This is a genomic window from Oceanobacillus kapialis (genome assembly GCF_044790185.1).
Lineage (GTDB): Bacteria > Bacillota > Bacilli > Bacillales > Amphibacillaceae > Oceanobacillus_B > Oceanobacillus_B kapialis.
In genome coordinates this window covers 2,977,190-2,993,226 of sequence record NZ_CP085256.1, presented here as the reverse complement: position 1 = coordinate 2,993,226, position 16,037 = coordinate 2,977,190, and the positions used below count along the sequence as shown (strand labels likewise).

The following is a 16,037-nucleotide window of genomic DNA, read 5'->3' as shown; positions in this document are numbered from 1 at the left end:
AGACTGGTCGTCAAGCGTTGCCTAACGACCAGTTCATTTCATTACATTTCGCTAGCAAGCATGTGTGCAGCTGTTTCGTACATTTCTTGCAGGCCTGAGATTTCAGCAAATTCAGCTACAGTGATGCCACTTGTTGTTAGAAGTTCTACAATATGCTCATCCATTCTTGACCACGTTTTTCCACCGGCGTTGTCATAAGCGTCGATTAACTTTGTTAGTCCATCATTCCCGAAAAGGAGGTGATGGGACATGAAATCGACAGATACATCAGCAATCCCAACTTCTGTCCAGTCAATTAAGCCAGTTACTTGGTAGTTTTTATTAATAAGGATATGACCTGGATGTAAGTCGCCGTGTTTCACCCCTACATGGGAGGGCCACAGGGAGTCTTCGGCAAGCCATGCTTGCCAGCGATCCCATAAAGTTGGGTTGATCTCGTATTGTTTCTTTACCCGTTCCATTCGCTGTTTCAGGGAAGTTCTTAACTCACTGGCACGAAGAATTTCAACTCCAATATGTTTGAATTGTTCGTGAGGCAATGAGTGTAAATCAGCTAGGACTTTTCCTAATGATTGATAATACGCAGGTGGAACATTGGATTCATCAAAACTCCAAATATAGTTCTGTTGCTCCACATCAATCGTCGCTGCAGGAATGCCGCTTAGTTGCTTATAAGCAATTAAATCTTCAGAGAAGATAGACCAATCCGGAACTTGAAAGCTTGCATGGTGGTGAATGATATCTAACGCTTTTTTCTCTTGGCGTGCATGTCTCATTGACTCTGATCTACGTGGTATTCTTAGAATCCATTTATTGTCATGTTGATCTTTGGCGTAGGCTACTTGAAAGTCAACACCAGACTCATTAATATTGATGCTGTTTTCTACAATATCCAATCCTTTATTTGTTGCCAATTGTTTAAGTTTAAGTGTATTCATTTTTATTTCCTCCAAATATTCATTCTAATAAATTTGTTTGATTCTTTTTTCTTGTATTTCATATCTATGATCTGCCACACGTTTGACAAACTCACGGTCATGGCTAACCAATAAAACGGTTCCTTCATAATGAAGCAGAAACGTCTCGAGTGCTTTCATGCTATGAATATCTAAAAAGTTTGTTGGTTCGTCTAATATGAGCACATTATAAGAGCCAAGAAACAATTGGCAAAGTTTTAATCGTATAGCCTCACCGCCACTTAACTGAGAGGTTTCTTTTTTTAAATCGTTTCCTGTAAAGTTCATCGCATGTAAAACAGCTCGGATTTTGCTTTGTTCGTAGTGGCTGTTTTCTTTCATAAATTCTAGAACTGTTTTATCCTTACTAAATTGATAATCAAGTTGTTGATACACACCAAAAACGACTTTGGGTGAAAGGGTAATGCCTTCCCCGTCATGAAGGATATGGTTTAATAACGTTGATTTTCCAGACCCATTTGCACCAGTAATCGCAATGGTTTTGCTCAACGGGAACTGAAAGCTTGTATGATCAAACAGTAATTTATCCTTCATTTTAATGGTAAGCCGGTCTGCCATGATCGGAAACTTATTATGCAATTGAAGCAGTTTGGGTTTATGAAAGCGAATCGTCTTTTCCGTTTCTATCGCTTTTACCTCATCTAATTGTTCTACTCGTTTTTCTAATGCTTTTGCCGCTCGCTGAACCGACTTTTGACTAGTATCTTTTTGTTTAGTCATAAACATGCGGTTTGCAGGTGTATTTACTTCTTTTTTTGACATAGACTGATTTGATTGGGTGATTTTTTTTGCTTTTTTCATTTTTTCCTCTGCAGCAGATAACAGCCTTTGTTTTTCCTTTACATATTTTTCATGTCGTTCTTGTTGTTGGATACGTTCAAGTTCTTTTTGACGTTTATAATCAGAATAGTTACCTGTATATTCAATGATTTCTCCCTCATTTACTTCCCAGATCTTAGTTACGAGCTGATCAAGTAGGAAACGGTCGTGACTAACCAAAATAAGAATTCCATAGTAGTACATTAATTCCTCGATCAAAAAATCAACGCCCTTTGTATCAAGGTGAGTAGTCGGTTCGTCAATAAGCAGCCCTTCATGATAAGTAGAAAATAGCTGAGCTAGCTTCAACCGAGTTTGTTCTCCACCACTCATTTGTGTGGCATGACGATCTGGTACATTAAGTTGGCCAAGTAATTTAAAATCGGATGCTTGATAAGTAGGGGACTCGGTTTGTTTAAAATACCCAAAATCAATCAAACGGTTTACATGTCCTTTATTAGGTTGGAGATCTTGGTGTAAAAGCTTTAATAATGTGCTTTTTCCACTGCCGTTTTTCCCAACGACACCAATTCGATCAAATTGATGGACTTTCAGGTTATTAATCGTGAGAATGGTTCGGTCCAAAAATGAAACTTCTATATCTTTCAATTCCAAAACTAGTTTTTGCATTATTACACTCCCTTTTTTATTGAATTTAAAGGGATGTAATCATAAAAAAGCCACAGGCAGGCTACTGTCTGTGGTAAAGAGTAAACGAGGTATAGCAAAATAGACGTCTTCCCTCGTAAGAGCGAAAAAAACATACGAAAAAAAGACAGATGAATATCTGCCTTTCTTCACGTCAAAAGTGTATACTTCTCCGTCGAAGATTATTAAAAATGTGCAGACTACTCCCGTTTACTCTGTTTTATGAAAACAGAGCCTTTGAACATATTAAGTTACCTATTGTTCAAAGTTTGCTGACGTAATCTTCCTGATGGCATCATTTTTAATAACCCTCCTTTACGTAATATAACTTATACTTTACATTTACTTTTGATTATTGTCAATAAAACCTTGAGAAAACAGCTTTTTTTACTGCGTAGTACAAAAATACTATTGCAATGATAATAATTCTTAGCTGTACTGCTTATGATGAAAAAAGGTATATACTCGGGAAAAGTAAGGAAGAATAGTTTTTTTCTATAAATCTTTAACCGTTCCACAATTTGCAGGAAATCATATAGTAGAAAAGGTCATCACGGAAAAATGGAATACAAGGCAGACCTTGTTGTGATGTGTATTGGATTTAGACCAAATACAGAGCTAGTTAAAGGTCAAGTGGATATGTTAGGCAATGGTGCCATTATCGTGGATGAATACAGGCAAACAAGCAGGAAAGATGTGTATGCAGCAGGCGATTGCTGTGCTGTCTATAACAATGCTTCACAACAACCAACATATATTCCATTAGCAACCAACGCGGTAAGAATGGGAACGCTTGTAGCGCAAGAATGTAGTAAAACAGACAGAAGAAAAATTCGGACCAGTAAATGGATTAGTCAATAATGCGGGTTTTTTAGAAGCACCTGAACCAATTGAAACCCAAACAGTAGATACATTTAAAAAAGCTTTTGATATTAACGCAGTATCTACTTTCTTAGGAATGAAGGCTGTCATTCCTTCGATGAAGAAAAATGATAAAGGTTCTATCGTGAATATTTCCTCCATCTCAGGACTAATGGGTGTACCAAATCAAGTAGCGTATGTTTCATCAAAATATGCGATTCGTGGTATGACAAAATCAGCAGCACATGAATTAGGAAAATATAATATTCGTGTAAACTCTGTACATCCCGGTGTAGTTAAAACAGCGATGATTGCTAGTGAAGGGTTTAAAGAAGCGGAACAAGCTGTAACTGCTCAAATGCCACTAGGTAGAATTCAAACAGCAGAAGAGCTTTCAAACATGATCCTTTTCTTACTCTCAGATGAATCAAATTCTTCAACTGGTGCAGAGTTCGTAGTTGATGGTGGGCTTACATCATAATAAAACGATATCCAGTTAAGGGCAAGTTGCAAGGGGGTGCTTAATGAAGTATATTAACGGATTGTATTTTTGTCTCGTATTGATGATCATTATAATTTTAATTAATACTACGATATTTAACGATGAATACTCAGGGATAGCCATGTTTATTTCATTAGGAATATTCATATTGGGGAATGTGTTTTTTATAAATGCAAAACGGTCAAAGAATAGCCGAAAAGAATAGTACGTTATTGAGCAAGCGCACCCTTTTGTTGAAATACATAGCCAAATCCCTCGCTTAAGATAGAGAAGGGTTTGGCTTATTTTTTCTCCAATCTTACTTGTGGCTTACAGAAGGAACCCTGTCACTAAGCCCATAACGAGATACAATAGTCTAAAGAAAACCTTAAAACCTATTTCATAGTATTAATAGACACGTTCAACATTATATCCTTTGTCTCTAAGTTCACTTGGAAGACTAGGGTCAATTAGAGTATGTCCAGAACCTACTACAACAAAGTAGGTTTGTTTGCTTTCACTTTGTAGTATATCATCTAGTTTTTGTACCATTTTAATATTACGGGTGTCATTCATTTCTTTTTGATAATCCTCATCAGCCCTTTTAAGATCATTAGTCACAATATCAATTAGCTCTTTCTCACTGCTACTACCGTTACTATGTACCCAGCTATGTCCTAATTGGTTAATCCAATCAGCTTGTTGATTATATGTTTGCAGCGTATGTTCTAGCATTTTGACTTGTGTATCTAACTTGTAACTACTAAAAACATTATATTGCTCTTCTACTGTTTCTAATTCAATAATTTCTTTACCATCTTCCAAGGCTCACAATCAGTGGTGGAAGAAGGAAAACCCCCACTGATTGAAATTTCACTTTATGGCAATATAAAGTTGGCTCATTTATATATAAGTGCGTGAATAACTTGCCTAGATGGCATCAATAGAAGTGGGGCGGCACTTGATTATGTGCTATCTCCACTTATCTAGAAGATATTAGAAGTGTACATTCTTACCCAGCGTGGTATAATAAAGGTAGAAGATCATAAAATAATAAAGACCGCCCATGCTGTAACATGGACGGCCAATAGACTGAACCCCGACAAGAGGGGTTGGTAGCTCAGGAAAATAATCCCTCACTTACCTGCTAAAGTGCATGAGGGATTATTTTTTATGGTTTTTATCAGAAACGATGAACGCTATTAACATCCCAAAGGATATCATGAGCGTTAGCGCGCTAACAATGTCCATAGGCAAACACCTCCCTCCCTGGAAGTCTCCAATTAAGACTAACGGCAGATCAACAGTGCTACCAAACCCCTCATGCGAAGCCAATCTATTATATTAATTGTATCATAGTTTGATTATATAAAGTTAAGCTTCACTAGTTAAATACTACATAAAATGTTGAGTCCCACCATGTTGAAGGTAGTGCATTGGTGACAACTACACAGAATGATATTGCAGAAAATGTTTTTATTGACATTTTAGGCAATGTGTTTTTGCTTTCTCACTCAACGATGAAAAAATTAGATGAGACGCTTTAGTTATGAGAAATGTGTATGCGAATGAATTAATACAGGAAAGCTGAAGGTGATAAACTGAAGAAAGTGCTTGGTAAGTACCTAGCACAATAATTCAAGGAGGCACAAAACATGAGAATCTCATTTCAAGGTGAAATCAAAAGCCTTTATCAAACATTAATTCAGGCATGGAACAAACGGGATGCAGCAGGAATGGCTGAGCAATTTGCAGAACAAGGAGTGCAAATTGGTTTTGATGGGAGTAAGGTGATTGGGCAGAAGGAAATCCTATCCCACCTGGAACCTATCTTTGAGAACCATCCTACAGCTCCTTATATAACGAAAGTGAAAGATATTCGTGCATTGGGAACGGATGCTGCAATCCTGCACGCTATTGCAGGAATGATACCATCTGGCAAAACAGAGATAGAGCCTTCGGTAAATACGCATCAAACACTGGTTGCAGTGAAGAAAGATAACACATGGCAAGTCGAGCTGTTTCAAAACACTCCTGCCCAATTCCATGGGAGACCGGAATTAGTTGAGCAAATGACAGAGGAGTTAAACGAGTTAATGGAGAAATGATATATTAGGTTTTTGTGGGAGCAGCATTGTTGTTCCTGCTCCCACTTTCACATACACGTACCGGGTATTTCGCTTTCTAATTTTATTTTTTAATTCTGTGAAGCCACTCTTTTAGTTCCCTACCCCATATTTGTGGCCCGCACTCCTCAGAACAAGCTCTCTCGTTAAAACTTAAAAGACCAATGTAGGGAAAATTAATACCGTAGAGTGTTTACTACCTTTACTCTGACCGCAACTGCCACATCTAAGGCTCCAATCCTTCTTTAAGCTGGGTTTGATCTGTTTCTGTGTTAAATTAGCATGGGAAAGCGTGAATTCTCCATCTCGAATGAAAGGGAGGAGAGACATGTTTTCACATTCTCTATCCGAATAGCCTCCTCAACTCCATCCAACACGTAGAATTCTTTGGACCTCTCAATTTCTTTAATTAATTCATCTCTAGCTTTTATTACCTCTTCTTTAGTCAAAATATAACCATGGTTATCTTGAAAAGCTATTACCTCTTTTTCAACGCCTTGATCTTCGACTATTACGGGTGTAGGAAGTATAACGTGGTATAATGGTCTTTTTTCATTTCTAATTGGCATGGATAGCCCTCCTAATTTTTATAATCTACTTATTCACTGTGGAAGTCTCATCACATTTCGCCTAGACGCTCTTCAAAATTTAGCTCTCTCAATTTCCGCCTCGCCTGTTTTCCCCAGCTCTTCACAGCCTCTAGGCTCACATTTTCCTGTGCAGCAAGTTCCTTAAGCGGCATTTCCATTAGGACGGCATGATAAAACCATTTCCATTGCTTAGCTGTAAGAATGGATTTAATTTCGATTAAAAGCTGTGGGATGTCGTTAAGTGTTATAGCAGGAGTGGTTTTTGGTAATAAGGGAGCTTGCTTTTCGAGGTAGGTTTTTTGTTTTTGGGAATCGTTTGTTTGCTTCCTAAGCATGTCGATGAGTTTGTTGCGGATCGTGTAATTGAAGTATGTGGCCATCGGGCCTTTGTCGGGGTTGTACTTTTCGTAGGCTTGCCACATGGCAATGAGCCCTTCCTGGTAGTATTCCTTGTGGGGATCTTGGAGGTGGAGCTTGTGGATGTGGTAATGGATGCGGCGTTTGTTCTGCTCGTAAATCTCTTCGAACGTGTACAGTTTCGACATGAAATGCCTCCTTTTGTGATTAGAGAGGGGGGATGCATTTCTGTCTAGGTGAAGTGGGGGAGTAGAGGTGCTAGTCTTCTTTCTTGGCTGCTTGTTCAACCTTCCAATTGAACTGATCATATAGTTCCTTTAAATCCTCGTTCGATAGGAGAGACCAATTGTTGACGTTCAAAAGCGTTTGTTTCTTTAGTCCTGCCTTTTCTAAGAGGTTGAGGATTTCTTGCATGCTGCGGCAATCTTTTACAAGTGTTGGTTCTTCGTCTCTTAAAAGGTAATCAAGTGATACTTGGAAAATGTCCGCTATCTTCACAAGCGTTTCTAAGGAAGGATTCATATTTTCACGTTCATATTTTCCAAATGTGTTCTCAGAGTATCCTAATTTGTAGCTCATCTGTTTCTGCGTATATCCAGCTTTTTCACGAAGATTTTCTAGTTTTAAACCTAACCCTTCCACTGTGAACACCTCTCTATCGCCTAGAAAATACCACAAAAAATTTGGATAATAAGAAAAACACCTTATTTGGGTGTTTAGCAGTGGGTAAGTAAGGTATTCGTTCTTTTTAAAGGTTAGATATTACGAACATAGAGGAAACATGTTTCCTGAATTGGTATGGAAGGGAAGAAGTAAGAGGCTACAAAGTCAAAACATTGCCTAACGGTAATTTTCCTACTAATATGAATTAGGATGCCACTATTTTAGGGAATGCGTTATGTAAGGAGTTAGTTCTATGAGAATTAAAGGAGTCATTTTAGTATTGATTGGAGCTGCCAGCTTTGGGTTTACGCCTGTTTTTGTGAAAACTGGATTTGCCAACGGATATTCACTAGGACAACTAAATCTCGTCCAGATGTTTATCGCTTTATTGCTTCTGTGGAGTGTGACATTAATAAAAGGAATGAAGGTATCACGTATACCAAAGCGGGAAATTTTAAAGATCCTTGCAACTGGAACTACAGTTGGGTTGACGAGCATATTTTATTACGGTGCATTACAGTACTTAACAGCATCTATTGCCATCATCCTTTTATTTCAATTCGTATGGATTGGCATGATATATGAGCGGATTTTTAATGGTACGAAACCAACTAAAATGAATTATATTTCGTTATTGGTCACATTGCTAGGTGTGTTCTTTGCTTCTGATGTTATAGGCGGAGAATTGATAAACATATCTACAACAGGATTAATTTTAGGGCTATTATCAGGGGTTGCCTATGCAGGATTTATATTTTTTAGTGGGCAAGTTGCTGTGGAACAACCTCCACTGCTTAAAAGTACATGGATGGTAACCGGATCATTCATTCTTGTTTGTGTCGTATTTTTTCAAGATATTCCTTCTGTTGATCCTCTTGATAGTCGCTTATGGTTAATTGGCGCAGGAGTTGCTTTAGTTGGTTCCGTTATCCCATCTTCCTTCTTTGCCGGAGGCGCTCCGCTTATTTCTGGTAGACTTGCAAATATTTTAAGCTCTATCGAATTACCTGTTGCGATTGTTTCAGCAATGATCATACTTTCTGAATCTGTCAGCTTCATACAATGGATTGGCGTTTTATTGATTATTGCAGCCATTTTTATTAATGAGTTTAAGAGGCCAACTGCCTGAATATAGGTTAAGGCCAATAGTAAGCATTACAAGGTTAAAGTTGTATGGTATTACAAATTACTACCCCTATGTATAGGAAATAATAGATAAGTAAAACTTCATTTGGTGTGGGTTTCCCTTCCTCCCCGTTTTCTTGAATTGTGGGCCGTACTGTCAGTTAAGGCAGGGTAAATGAGGTAGGTAGAGCATGATAAATTGAGTCTGTTTCCAACGTTTTAGGAAGCAGACTTTTTGCTTGAAGGTTATTGATAGAGGGGGTATCTACTTCGTGTATGCTGTCGGATATTTAGTATTGAATAATCTATTGATAAATGTCTGAAAATATCGTATAGTACAACTTATTAGATTCGACTACCGACTATTAGAGCGGCTTACATAAGGAGGACGTATGCACACATGAGAAAATTGGAGATAGCAACGATATCAGGAGATGGGATAGGCAAGGAAGTTGTACCAGCAGCAACGAAGGTATTAGAGGCGATAGCAGAGGTTCATGGAGGGCTATCTTTTGAATTTACCGACTTCCCTTATAGCTGTGAGTACTATTTACAGCATGGGGTTATGATTCCGGATGAAGGGATGGAGCGATTACAGAATTTCGATGCGTTATTTTTAGGAGCGGTTGGAAACCCAAAACTAGTTCCAGACCATATTTCCTTATGGGGTCTCCTAATTAAGCTTCGCCGGGAATTTGAACAGGTAATTAACCTCAGGCCAGCAAAGCTTCTTCCTGGTGTGACGTCTCCTCTAGCAAATCCGAAAGACTTTGATTTAATAGTCGTGCGGGAAAATAGTGAAGGGGAGTATAGTGAGGTTGGCGGGAGAATGTATCGCGGAGAAGATGAGATCGCCATTCAAAACGCTATTTTTTCCAGAAGAGGAACAGAGCGCGCGATGCATTACGCTTTCAATCTCGCTTCCAAGCGAAATAAGCACGTGACGAGCGCGACAAAATCAAATGGTATTTTTTACGCCATGCCGTTCTGGGATGAAGTTTTTAAGCATGTGGCAAAAGAGTACCCAGATATAACGACTGACTCACAGCACATCGATGCACTAGCTGCCTTTTTCGTTACCCGTCCAGAGCGATTCGATGTCATAGTAGCTAGTAATCTATTTGGTGATATTCTCACAGATATTGGTGCCGGGATCATGGGAAGTGTTGGTGTAGCACCAGCAGCAAACATTAATGTAAATGGAAAATATCCTTCCATGTTTGAGCCAGTCCACGGATCAGCACCTGATATCGTTGGCAAGGGAATCGCCAACCCACTTGGCCAAATATGGACGGCAAAAATGATGCTGGATCATTTTGAAGAAGAAGAGCTGGGTACATTATTGCTAGATGTGATCGAAGGCACGACAAGAGCTGGCATTTTGACTGCTGATCTTGGTGGGAAGTCTAGTACTGATGAAGTGACAGATGAGGTTGTTAGGCGGTTGCGGGAGAGTGTGTAGGGATGGTTTCATATAGTTTATAGATGGGAAATATGCAGTTCAATTGGGATATATTGAGAGGAGTGGGGGCTCCTGTGGTAGCTTTTTATCTTTCAAAAGAGATGTTTCTAAGATAGAATAGTTACTACATAAAAACGGGTGCGATCTAATGCTAGATTCGCACCCGTTTCCATTACGTTAGTGGCAGAAAATGATATTCCCAATGTGTTCGACATTCATAAAATTTGTAAAAGCCTTGTTCTTCATCTTTTGCCATGTAGCCACATTGCTGAGGTGCATTATTAAAAACATCTTGCGTTTCATTTTCTAATGCATTATAGTAGCTCAAATCTGGCGTAACCCGAATCCAACTTTGATCCGCATTTTCATCATACCTTGATTCTAAATCATAAATTAGCACACCTTGTGGGCCCTCGTCTTTTACTACTCTAATTTCACTGGTATTATCTTTGCCGTTTTCCCCAGCGACTTTTATAAATTCCTCCAGGGTATTTTTATTTTTTAGTTGATTATTTTTCCAAACCACGTCATTTTCATCTGGCTGATATTCTGGCAATTCTTCTTCTATTTGTTCGTCGTCTTGTGCATCCTCTTCTGGAACGGTATTACGAGGTAACTCTGTTGTTGTTTTCCGTTCTTGTAATTGATAGTTTGCATGAAAGAGAGCAGAATGAAGCTCATATATAAGTTCATCGTCTTCATTCTCTTCCCCGTCTTCCCTCACAATTTCATCTACTGATTCCACTGCTTCCCGGGCTTCGTCAATTTTTTCTTGGTCTGTTGAATCTTTTATCTTATTAAAGCCCTCTGCATCTTCTATCTCTTCTCCCTCAAACAAATCGCTTACCAGGTTGTTTGCTATGTCGATGTTACTGGTACTGGCATCTCCGTTTCCGGTATTGCAGCCTTGCAAAACGAACACTCCACATAAAATTATAACTATGCTGATGATTTTCTTTTTGGATTGAACAGTAGATCCATTTCCTTTTTTCAAATTACCACTCCCATATGTATTCTATGAAACGCTTTTTACTATGAATAAAAGTATTTTTGAAAGTACTTCAGTTACCAAATTAAGCAATTTCTTACAATAAGTATACCACTTCTAGTTCCATATACATATTGCTTTTTAAGTGCAATCATTCATAATGTAGGTGGTAATATTCGGCTCTTGATTCGAGAAGGGATCTATTTCAAATTCTATCAACAGGAAAGAGGTTTTCGACTTGCAGAAATTAAGTATGCGGAAGTTACGCTTATTCATGATGGTGTTGACGCTGGTTATCCTCACAGCTTGTGCAGAGGCAGACAGTTCTACGGATGACTCGCATGAAGGGGACAAGGCGGGACAAGCAGAAAAGCTAGATAAGAGATTTGCTGAATTGGAGAATGAGTTTGATGTACAGCTTGGTGTTTATGCGCTTGATATAGGATCAAATCAGACAATCGCATATCAAGCTGAGGAGCGTTTTGCCTTTGCATCAACCTATAAAGTATTGGCAGCGGCTATTGTTTTAAAGCAGAAGACCATGGAAGAGCTCAAGGAAGTCATTACCTACACGGAGGATGATCTGGTAACGTACTCGCCGGTCACCGAAAAACATGTGGATACGGGCATGACCCTTTTGGAAATTGCTGAGGCGGCCATCCGCACTAGTGACAACACTGCGGGGAACCTCTTGTTTGAAGCAATTGGAGGTCCGGATAAATTTGAAGAAGCTCTAAGGGGAAGTGGCGATGAGGTGACCCAGGCTGATCGATACGAAACAGAGTTGAATGCATTTACGCCAGAGGATCCCCGTGATACAAGTACACCTAAAGCCATGGCTGAGAGCCTGCAGGCATACGCGCTCGGGGAACAGCTTTCACACGAAAAGCGGGAATTGCTAACAGACTGGATGAAAGGAAATGCAACAGGAGATGCCTTAATTCGTGCCGGAGCACCTGAAGGCTGGGTAGTCGGTGATAAAAGTGGAGCGGCAAGTTACGGAACGAGGAATGACATTGCAGTCGTTTGGCCACCAGATAGAGAACCAATTGTCATTGCGATTATGTCCCGCCATGACGCAGAGGATGCGGAGTATGATGATGCGTTGATTGCGGAGGCGGCTGAGATTGTGTTTGGAGTGTTGGAGTGATTTTGCAAAGAATAAGGAATACTGGGTTATAGTGCGTTACCATTTTCAATAGTATGGCTAGATTGTTGAAATACGAAAGGAGAAAATATTATGTCCAATGAAGCGGGATCGAGAAAAGTAATCTTAGACTTAGCAGTGACGCTAGATGGATTTATTGAAGGCAAAAACGGTGAAATTGATTGGTGCATCATGGACCCCGAAATGGAGTTTACGGATTTCCTAAATCAAATTGATACTATTTTGTATGGGAGAAAAAGCTATGATTTATGGGGAGAATATATTCCAAGAGCTGAAGATCCTGATGATGAAAAAGAAATGTGGGAATTGGTTCACAGCAAGCAAAAATATGTGTTTTCCAGGAAGGAAAGGACGTCTGACAATAATACGGTATTTATTAATGAAAATATTAGCAAAGAAGTAAACAAATTAAAGAATTGTCCAGGTAAAGACATTTGGTTATATGGTGGGTCAAGCCTTATCACAACTTTTATCGAGTTAGGGCTCGTTGATGAGTTCAGATTATCGATTCACCCTGTGGTACTAGGAGAAGGAAAACCGTTATTTAGTGATATAAAACAACGATTGAACTTACATTTGATGGATACAAGAACTTTTTCATCGGGGGTTGTCCAACTTATTTATCAATTAGACAGAAATTAAATTATGGGTCGTTTAGGGAATAAAAGAAGGATTTATAATGGCTAAATGGAATTATCTTATATACACTTTTTAAAATGGAGGAATGGCATTGAATAAATTCGGTTTTTACAATAAGTTTACTGCGGTTGAAGGGAAAAGGGATGCTTTGGCAGAAATGTTGTTAGAGGCAGCAACATCGATGGAGGAACTAGAGGATTGTGCGTTGTATGTCGTTAGTTTAGATGATGCCAATAAGGACACAGTTTATGTTTATGAGGTTTGGAGTGACGAAAATGCTCATCGGGCTTCCCTATCATTGGAAGCATCTCAAATATTAATCCAAAAAGCCAAACCAATTATTGCAGGAGTAGAAAAAATTAATACATCGTCATCTATAGGTGGAAAGGGAATTTCATGAGTTTCATCTCGACCTTGGAAGAAAGTAGCAAGGAGTTACAAGATATGAAAATTAGAGCCTTTCAAAGTTCTGATATCAATCAGATGGTTTCTTTATTTTACGAAACAGTACATGCTGTAAACGCACGAGATTACACAACAGAACAACTTAATGCCTGGGCACCAAAAGAGGAAATGGATGCTAAACTAAAAAGGTGGAATGATTCATTCGGTCGCAACATCGCATATATTGCGGAAATACAAAGAGAAATAGTTGGTTTCGGTGACATGACACATAAAGGATATCTCGATAGACTTTTCACACATAAAGATTTTCAGGGACAAGGCATTGCAACAGCGTTAATGAATAGGCTTGAGTCTGAGGCAAAACTAATCGGAATCAAGGAGATTGAAACAGAAGCAAGTATCACAGCCAAAGCCTTCTTTGAACAGCGCGGGTATCAGATAATTGAACCCCAAACTGTAGAGCTTAAGGGGATTACGTTAGTTAATTTTAACATGTGTAAGAGGTTGGGATTTGAGTAATTTGATTTACAATACATCTGGCTCGGTGTCTGTAACCTTAACAAGCTAAATGAACTGAATCCCCCAAAAACGAACAAACATTAATATTTTCAGGGGGAGAGAGTTTTTACTTTATGATTTTGCTATATACAAGTCCTTCATGAAGGTTAATGATTTTCAGCCTGTTTGTGTCCTTAACAAAAATGCTTTTGAACTGTGGCTGACCGTTATCATCTTTTAATAGAATGATGCGTTTGTGTGGGTTGTTCTCTACAACTTGAGTATTAAATTTACTAACATCAGCTACCTCATCGAGCTTGTCGTATTCAAGGAGATCGTTAATGTCTTCAGTGTCGATTTGGGCTTTTTGGGTCATGGCAGTGTCATTTTCTGAAACCAATGTTTTGTCTGGATCTGTGTTAATAGCATAGCCAACACCTACGCTTGCCAGAAGTAATGCACTTGCTGTTGTAAGTACGAGTGTTTTCATGTTGTGTCCTCTCCTTTGATTTATTAACTATATTTTAACCTCCTCAAGTTAAATACCCATTTGAAGAAGATTAAAATTTGATTAGAAAAAAGGATCTCGGCTGATTAATTCTGGTATTTGTACATGAACAATTAAGACTTTCGGTTCAGTTCCTCTAACAATTTCATGATTCTCTGGTTTTGTCTTGTGGTTAATTCACTGTTCTTTTTAATTTGGTAAACCCATACCAGAAAGAGGATGACTGCGAGTGGTAGGGCAATATTAAACAAAAACGCAAATAATGCTAAGAATTCCAAGTTCTTCTCTCCTCTCCTACCTTTTTACATTAGTTTTTATTTAATTATCGCGCCGTTGACTTTTTAATGGCGCTATGATGAGTGCAAATAAAATAACCCCAATTGCAGAGCCAGCAACAAATCCTAAAGAAAAGTAACCAAAAACAAAGTGTACAAGCAAGACGGCAATTAAGTACCCCGCTGAAAAAGCCAGTAAAAACCATCTTAAACGCACAAAACTCCCTCCTTTAAAAACAATTCCATTATAATGAAATATGCTTTTGAACCTAACCATTATGTGCCAAAAGAAAGGGTGGCTCTTATGAGCTAATGGTGTATTATGTATGTAGATTGCTATAGTTAATGGTAACATTTTCTATTCTCGAAAGACATTGTTAACAGAAAATTTTATCACTTATAATGGACCTTTGCCGTTATGTTAAGTGAAATGATGATAGATGGTCCGTGATCGTGTAAAATGGACTCAATACACTAATCCGCTTGGAGGGATTTCATGTTTAAGAATCCATTTAAGAAGAAAAGAGATTTGGACGAATTGTCCTCACCTACTATAGAGGAAGCCAACGAAATTGAAATAGAAGAAGAACTGGTTGATGATTTGAAAGAAGAAGCAGAGCAGCTTGATACGGAAGATATAAAGGAACACGAAGAGCACTATTCAGAGGAGAAGTTTTGGAAAAAGGTGCAAAAATTCTCTAAGAAAGCGGGAACTTCAGTTGTTTACGCTGTTTTATTACTTTATTACACATTGCAAAAGCCTGATGTGCCATTAAAAGTGAAAGCAACGATCGTGGGGGCGTTAGGCTATTTTATTTTACCACTAGATGTCCTTCCAGACTTTGCAATAGGCGCAGGATATGCGGATGACTTGAGTGTGGTGATCTTTGCGTTGATGCAAGTAGCGATCTATGTGGATGATGAAGTGAAGCAGAAGGCGAGAGGTAAATTGAAGGATTTGTTTGGGGAGCATGTGGATACTTCTGAGGTTGATGATAAATTAGGCAAAGCATGATATAAAGGGCCTGTTTCCTGTTTTTGGGAAGCGGGCTTTTTTGTGAGGATCTTATGCAACCGATTAGTTGCTTAATGTTGACATGCAACTATTAGGTTGCGTATACTCGGTATATGAATTGGGACAAAGATGCGATATTTAAAGCACTTAGTGACGCAACACGGAGGCTTATTTTAGACGAGCTTGCCGAGCGTAATGAATTAACATTGTATGAACTGACTGCCAGACTAATTATGAAGCATGACCTTTCCATCTCCCGACAAGCGATAGCAAAACACCTTGCAGTACTAGAGGATGCTGCGCTCGTTGAATCGAAAAGAAAGGGGAAATATCGAGTACTTCTTTTTAACAAAGCACCACTTAAAGATCTGTTGAAAGATTGGGTAGAATAACACACATGAGGAACCAACAAATTAAGGGAGGAACACAATT

General features: G+C 38.7%; 19 protein-coding genes and 2 pseudogenes. 11 read left to right on the top strand and 10 right to left on the bottom strand.

All coding sequences use genetic code 11. The features are described from left to right. Positions 1-41 precede the first annotated feature (41 nt). A complete protein-coding gene (locus LG273_RS15630) occupies positions 42-938 on the bottom strand; it encodes a macrolide 2'-phosphotransferase (RefSeq protein WP_404455252.1) in 897 nt (298 codons plus the stop codon). Positions 939-962: 24 nt separating this feature from the next. Next, entirely contained in the window at positions 963-2,426 is a 1,464-nt protein-coding gene (locus LG273_RS15625) for an Msr family ABC-F type ribosomal protection protein (RefSeq protein ID WP_404455250.1), read from the bottom strand. A 526-nt stretch (positions 2,427-2,952) separates the two neighbouring features. Here LG273_RS15625 and LG273_RS15620 point away from each other — a divergent pair. Beyond that, positions 2,953-3,248, top strand: a pseudogene (locus LG273_RS15620) (FAD-dependent oxidoreductase); the annotation flags it as partial. 58 nt (positions 3,249-3,306) lie between these two features. Next, positions 3,307-3,786 (top strand): annotated as a pseudogene (locus tag LG273_RS15615) (SDR family NAD(P)-dependent oxidoreductase); the annotation flags it as partial. A 408-nt stretch (positions 3,787-4,194) separates the two neighbouring features. Here LG273_RS15615 and LG273_RS15610 read toward each other — a convergent pair. Next, entirely contained in the window at positions 4,195-4,611 is a 417-nt protein-coding gene (locus LG273_RS15610) for a TraB/GumN family protein (protein WP_404455247.1), read from the bottom strand. Positions 4,612-5,441: 830 nt separating this feature from the next. On the opposite strand from LG273_RS15610, the gene LG273_RS15605 reads away from it, so the two are divergent. After that, on the top strand, positions 5,442-5,894 hold the full coding sequence (locus LG273_RS15605) for an SgcJ/EcaC family oxidoreductase (RefSeq protein ID WP_404455245.1): 453 nt from the start codon (positions 5,442-5,444) through the stop codon (positions 5,892-5,894). Between the two features lie 290 nt (positions 5,895-6,184). Here LG273_RS15605 and LG273_RS15600 read toward each other — a convergent pair whose 3' ends face one another. The 3 genes from LG273_RS15600 to LG273_RS15590 all read right to left on the bottom strand — a co-directional run bounded on the left by LG273_RS15600 (position 6,185) and on the right by LG273_RS15590 (position 7,501). Further along, complete coding sequence (locus LG273_RS15600) at positions 6,185-6,481, bottom strand: hypothetical protein (RefSeq protein WP_404455242.1); 297 nt, start codon at positions 6,479-6,481, stop codon at positions 6,185-6,187. 50 nt (positions 6,482-6,531) lie between these two features. Further along, positions 6,532-7,047, bottom strand: a complete 516-nt coding sequence (locus tag LG273_RS15595; RefSeq protein ID WP_404455239.1) for a sigma-70 family RNA polymerase sigma factor — start codon at positions 7,045-7,047, stop codon at positions 6,532-6,534. 70 nt (positions 7,048-7,117) lie between these two features. Further along, positions 7,118-7,501, bottom strand: a complete 384-nt coding sequence (locus LG273_RS15590; RefSeq protein WP_404455237.1) for a helix-turn-helix domain-containing protein — start codon at positions 7,499-7,501, stop codon at positions 7,118-7,120. Positions 7,502-7,775: 274 nt separating this feature from the next. Here LG273_RS15590 and LG273_RS15585 point away from each other — a divergent pair, with 274 nt between their 5' ends. Beyond that, positions 7,776-8,651 carry an EamA family transporter gene (locus LG273_RS15585; protein ID WP_404455234.1) on the top strand — a complete coding sequence of 292 codons (876 nt, stop codon included), beginning with the start codon at positions 7,776-7,778 and terminating at the stop codon, positions 8,649-8,651. 396 nt (positions 8,652-9,047) lie between these two features. Next, positions 9,048-10,109 (top strand): tartrate dehydrogenase, encoded by a 1,062-nt coding sequence (locus LG273_RS15580; RefSeq protein WP_404455231.1) that lies wholly within the window; start codon positions 9,048-9,050, stop codon positions 10,107-10,109. A 172-nt stretch (positions 10,110-10,281) separates the two neighbouring features. On the opposite strand, the gene LG273_RS15575 is transcribed toward LG273_RS15580, so the two are convergent. Then, entirely contained in the window at positions 10,282-11,103 is an 822-nt protein-coding gene (locus LG273_RS15575; protein WP_404455228.1) for a hypothetical protein, read from the bottom strand. Positions 11,104-11,350: 247 nt separating this feature from the next. Here LG273_RS15575 and bla point away from each other — a divergent pair, with 247 nt between their 5' ends. The 4 genes from bla to LG273_RS15555 all read left to right on the top strand — a co-directional run bounded on the left by bla (position 11,351) and on the right by LG273_RS15555 (position 13,828). Continuing rightward, positions 11,351-12,247: a class A beta-lactamase gene (gene bla / locus LG273_RS15570; protein ID WP_404459569.1), complete on the top strand. Its 897-nt coding sequence runs from the start codon at positions 11,351-11,353 to the stop codon at positions 12,245-12,247. Positions 12,248-12,337: 90 nt separating this feature from the next. After that, entirely contained in the window at positions 12,338-12,907 is a 570-nt protein-coding gene (locus LG273_RS15565; protein WP_404455226.1) for a dihydrofolate reductase family protein, read from the top strand. Between the two features lie 82 nt (positions 12,908-12,989). Further along, positions 12,990-13,304, top strand: coding sequence for a putative quinol monooxygenase (locus LG273_RS15560; RefSeq protein WP_404455223.1), 315 nt, complete (start codon positions 12,990-12,992; stop codon positions 13,302-13,304). Positions 13,305-13,348: 44 nt separating this feature from the next. Beyond that, positions 13,349-13,828 (top strand): GNAT family N-acetyltransferase, encoded by a 480-nt coding sequence (locus LG273_RS15555; protein WP_404455220.1) that lies wholly within the window; start codon positions 13,349-13,351, stop codon positions 13,826-13,828. Positions 13,829-13,934: 106 nt separating this feature from the next. Here LG273_RS15555 and LG273_RS15550 read toward each other — a convergent pair whose 3' ends face one another. The 3 genes from LG273_RS15550 to LG273_RS15540 form a co-directional block, all read right to left on the bottom strand. Beyond that, entirely contained in the window at positions 13,935-14,297 is a 363-nt protein-coding gene (locus LG273_RS15550) for a hypothetical protein (protein ID WP_404455217.1), read from the bottom strand. A 131-nt stretch (positions 14,298-14,428) separates the two neighbouring features. Then, on the bottom strand, positions 14,429-14,593 hold the full coding sequence (locus tag LG273_RS15545; RefSeq protein WP_379560256.1) for a hypothetical protein: 165 nt from the start codon (positions 14,591-14,593) through the stop codon (positions 14,429-14,431). A 40-nt stretch (positions 14,594-14,633) separates the two neighbouring features. Further along, positions 14,634-14,807 carry a hypothetical protein gene (locus tag LG273_RS15540; RefSeq protein WP_379560257.1) on the bottom strand — a complete coding sequence of 58 codons (174 nt, stop codon included), beginning with the start codon at positions 14,805-14,807 and terminating at the stop codon, positions 14,634-14,636. A gap of 279 nt (positions 14,808-15,086) precedes the next feature. Between LG273_RS15540 and LG273_RS15535 the strand changes: the two genes are divergently transcribed. Beyond that, positions 15,087-15,605 (top strand): YkvA family protein, encoded by a 519-nt coding sequence (locus LG273_RS15535; RefSeq protein ID WP_404455213.1) that lies wholly within the window; start codon positions 15,087-15,089, stop codon positions 15,603-15,605. Between the two features lie 113 nt (positions 15,606-15,718). Continuing rightward, on the top strand, positions 15,719-15,997 hold the full coding sequence (locus LG273_RS15530) for an ArsR/SmtB family transcription factor (RefSeq protein WP_404455210.1): 279 nt from the start codon (positions 15,719-15,721) through the stop codon (positions 15,995-15,997). Positions 15,998-16,037: the final 40 nt, after the last annotated feature.

Excerpts from the sequence above, each read along its gene's own strand:
- LG273_RS15630 (WP_404455252.1), bottom strand. The coding sequence starts at position 938 with ATGAATACACTTAAACTTAAACAATTGGCAACAAATAAAGGATTGGAT.
- LG273_RS15625 (WP_404455250.1), bottom strand. The coding sequence starts at position 2,426 with ATGCAAAAACTAGTTTTGGAATTGAAAGATATAGAAGTTTCATTTTTG.
- LG273_RS15605 (WP_404455245.1), top strand. The coding sequence starts at position 5,442 with ATGAGAATCTCATTTCAAGGTGAAATCAAAAGCCTTTATCAAACATTA.
- LG273_RS15600 (WP_404455242.1), bottom strand. The coding sequence starts at position 6,481 with ATGCCAATTAGAAATGAAAAAAGACCATTATACCACGTTATACTTCCT.
- LG273_RS15595 (WP_404455239.1), bottom strand. The coding sequence starts at position 7,047 with ATGTCGAAACTGTACACGTTCGAAGAGATTTACGAGCAGAACAAACGC.
- LG273_RS15585 (WP_404455234.1), top strand. The coding sequence starts at position 7,776 with ATGAGAATTAAAGGAGTCATTTTAGTATTGATTGGAGCTGCCAGCTTT.
- LG273_RS15580 (WP_404455231.1), top strand. The coding sequence starts at position 9,048 with ATGAGAAAATTGGAGATAGCAACGATATCAGGAGATGGGATAGGCAAG.
- bla (WP_404459569.1), top strand. The coding sequence starts at position 11,351 with ATGCGGAAGTTACGCTTATTCATGATGGTGTTGACGCTGGTTATCCTC.
- LG273_RS15565 (WP_404455226.1), top strand. The coding sequence starts at position 12,338 with ATGTCCAATGAAGCGGGATCGAGAAAAGTAATCTTAGACTTAGCAGTG.
- LG273_RS15560 (WP_404455223.1), top strand. The coding sequence starts at position 12,990 with ATGGCATTGAATAAATTCGGTTTTTACAATAAGTTTACTGCGGTTGAA.
- LG273_RS15555 (WP_404455220.1), top strand. The coding sequence starts at position 13,349 with ATGAAAATTAGAGCCTTTCAAAGTTCTGATATCAATCAGATGGTTTCT.
- LG273_RS15550 (WP_404455217.1), bottom strand. The coding sequence starts at position 14,297 with ATGAAAACACTCGTACTTACAACAGCAAGTGCATTACTTCTGGCAAGC.
- LG273_RS15535 (WP_404455213.1), top strand. The coding sequence starts at position 15,087 with ATGTTTAAGAATCCATTTAAGAAGAAAAGAGATTTGGACGAATTGTCC.
- LG273_RS15530 (WP_404455210.1), top strand. The coding sequence starts at position 15,719 with ATGAATTGGGACAAAGATGCGATATTTAAAGCACTTAGTGACGCAACA.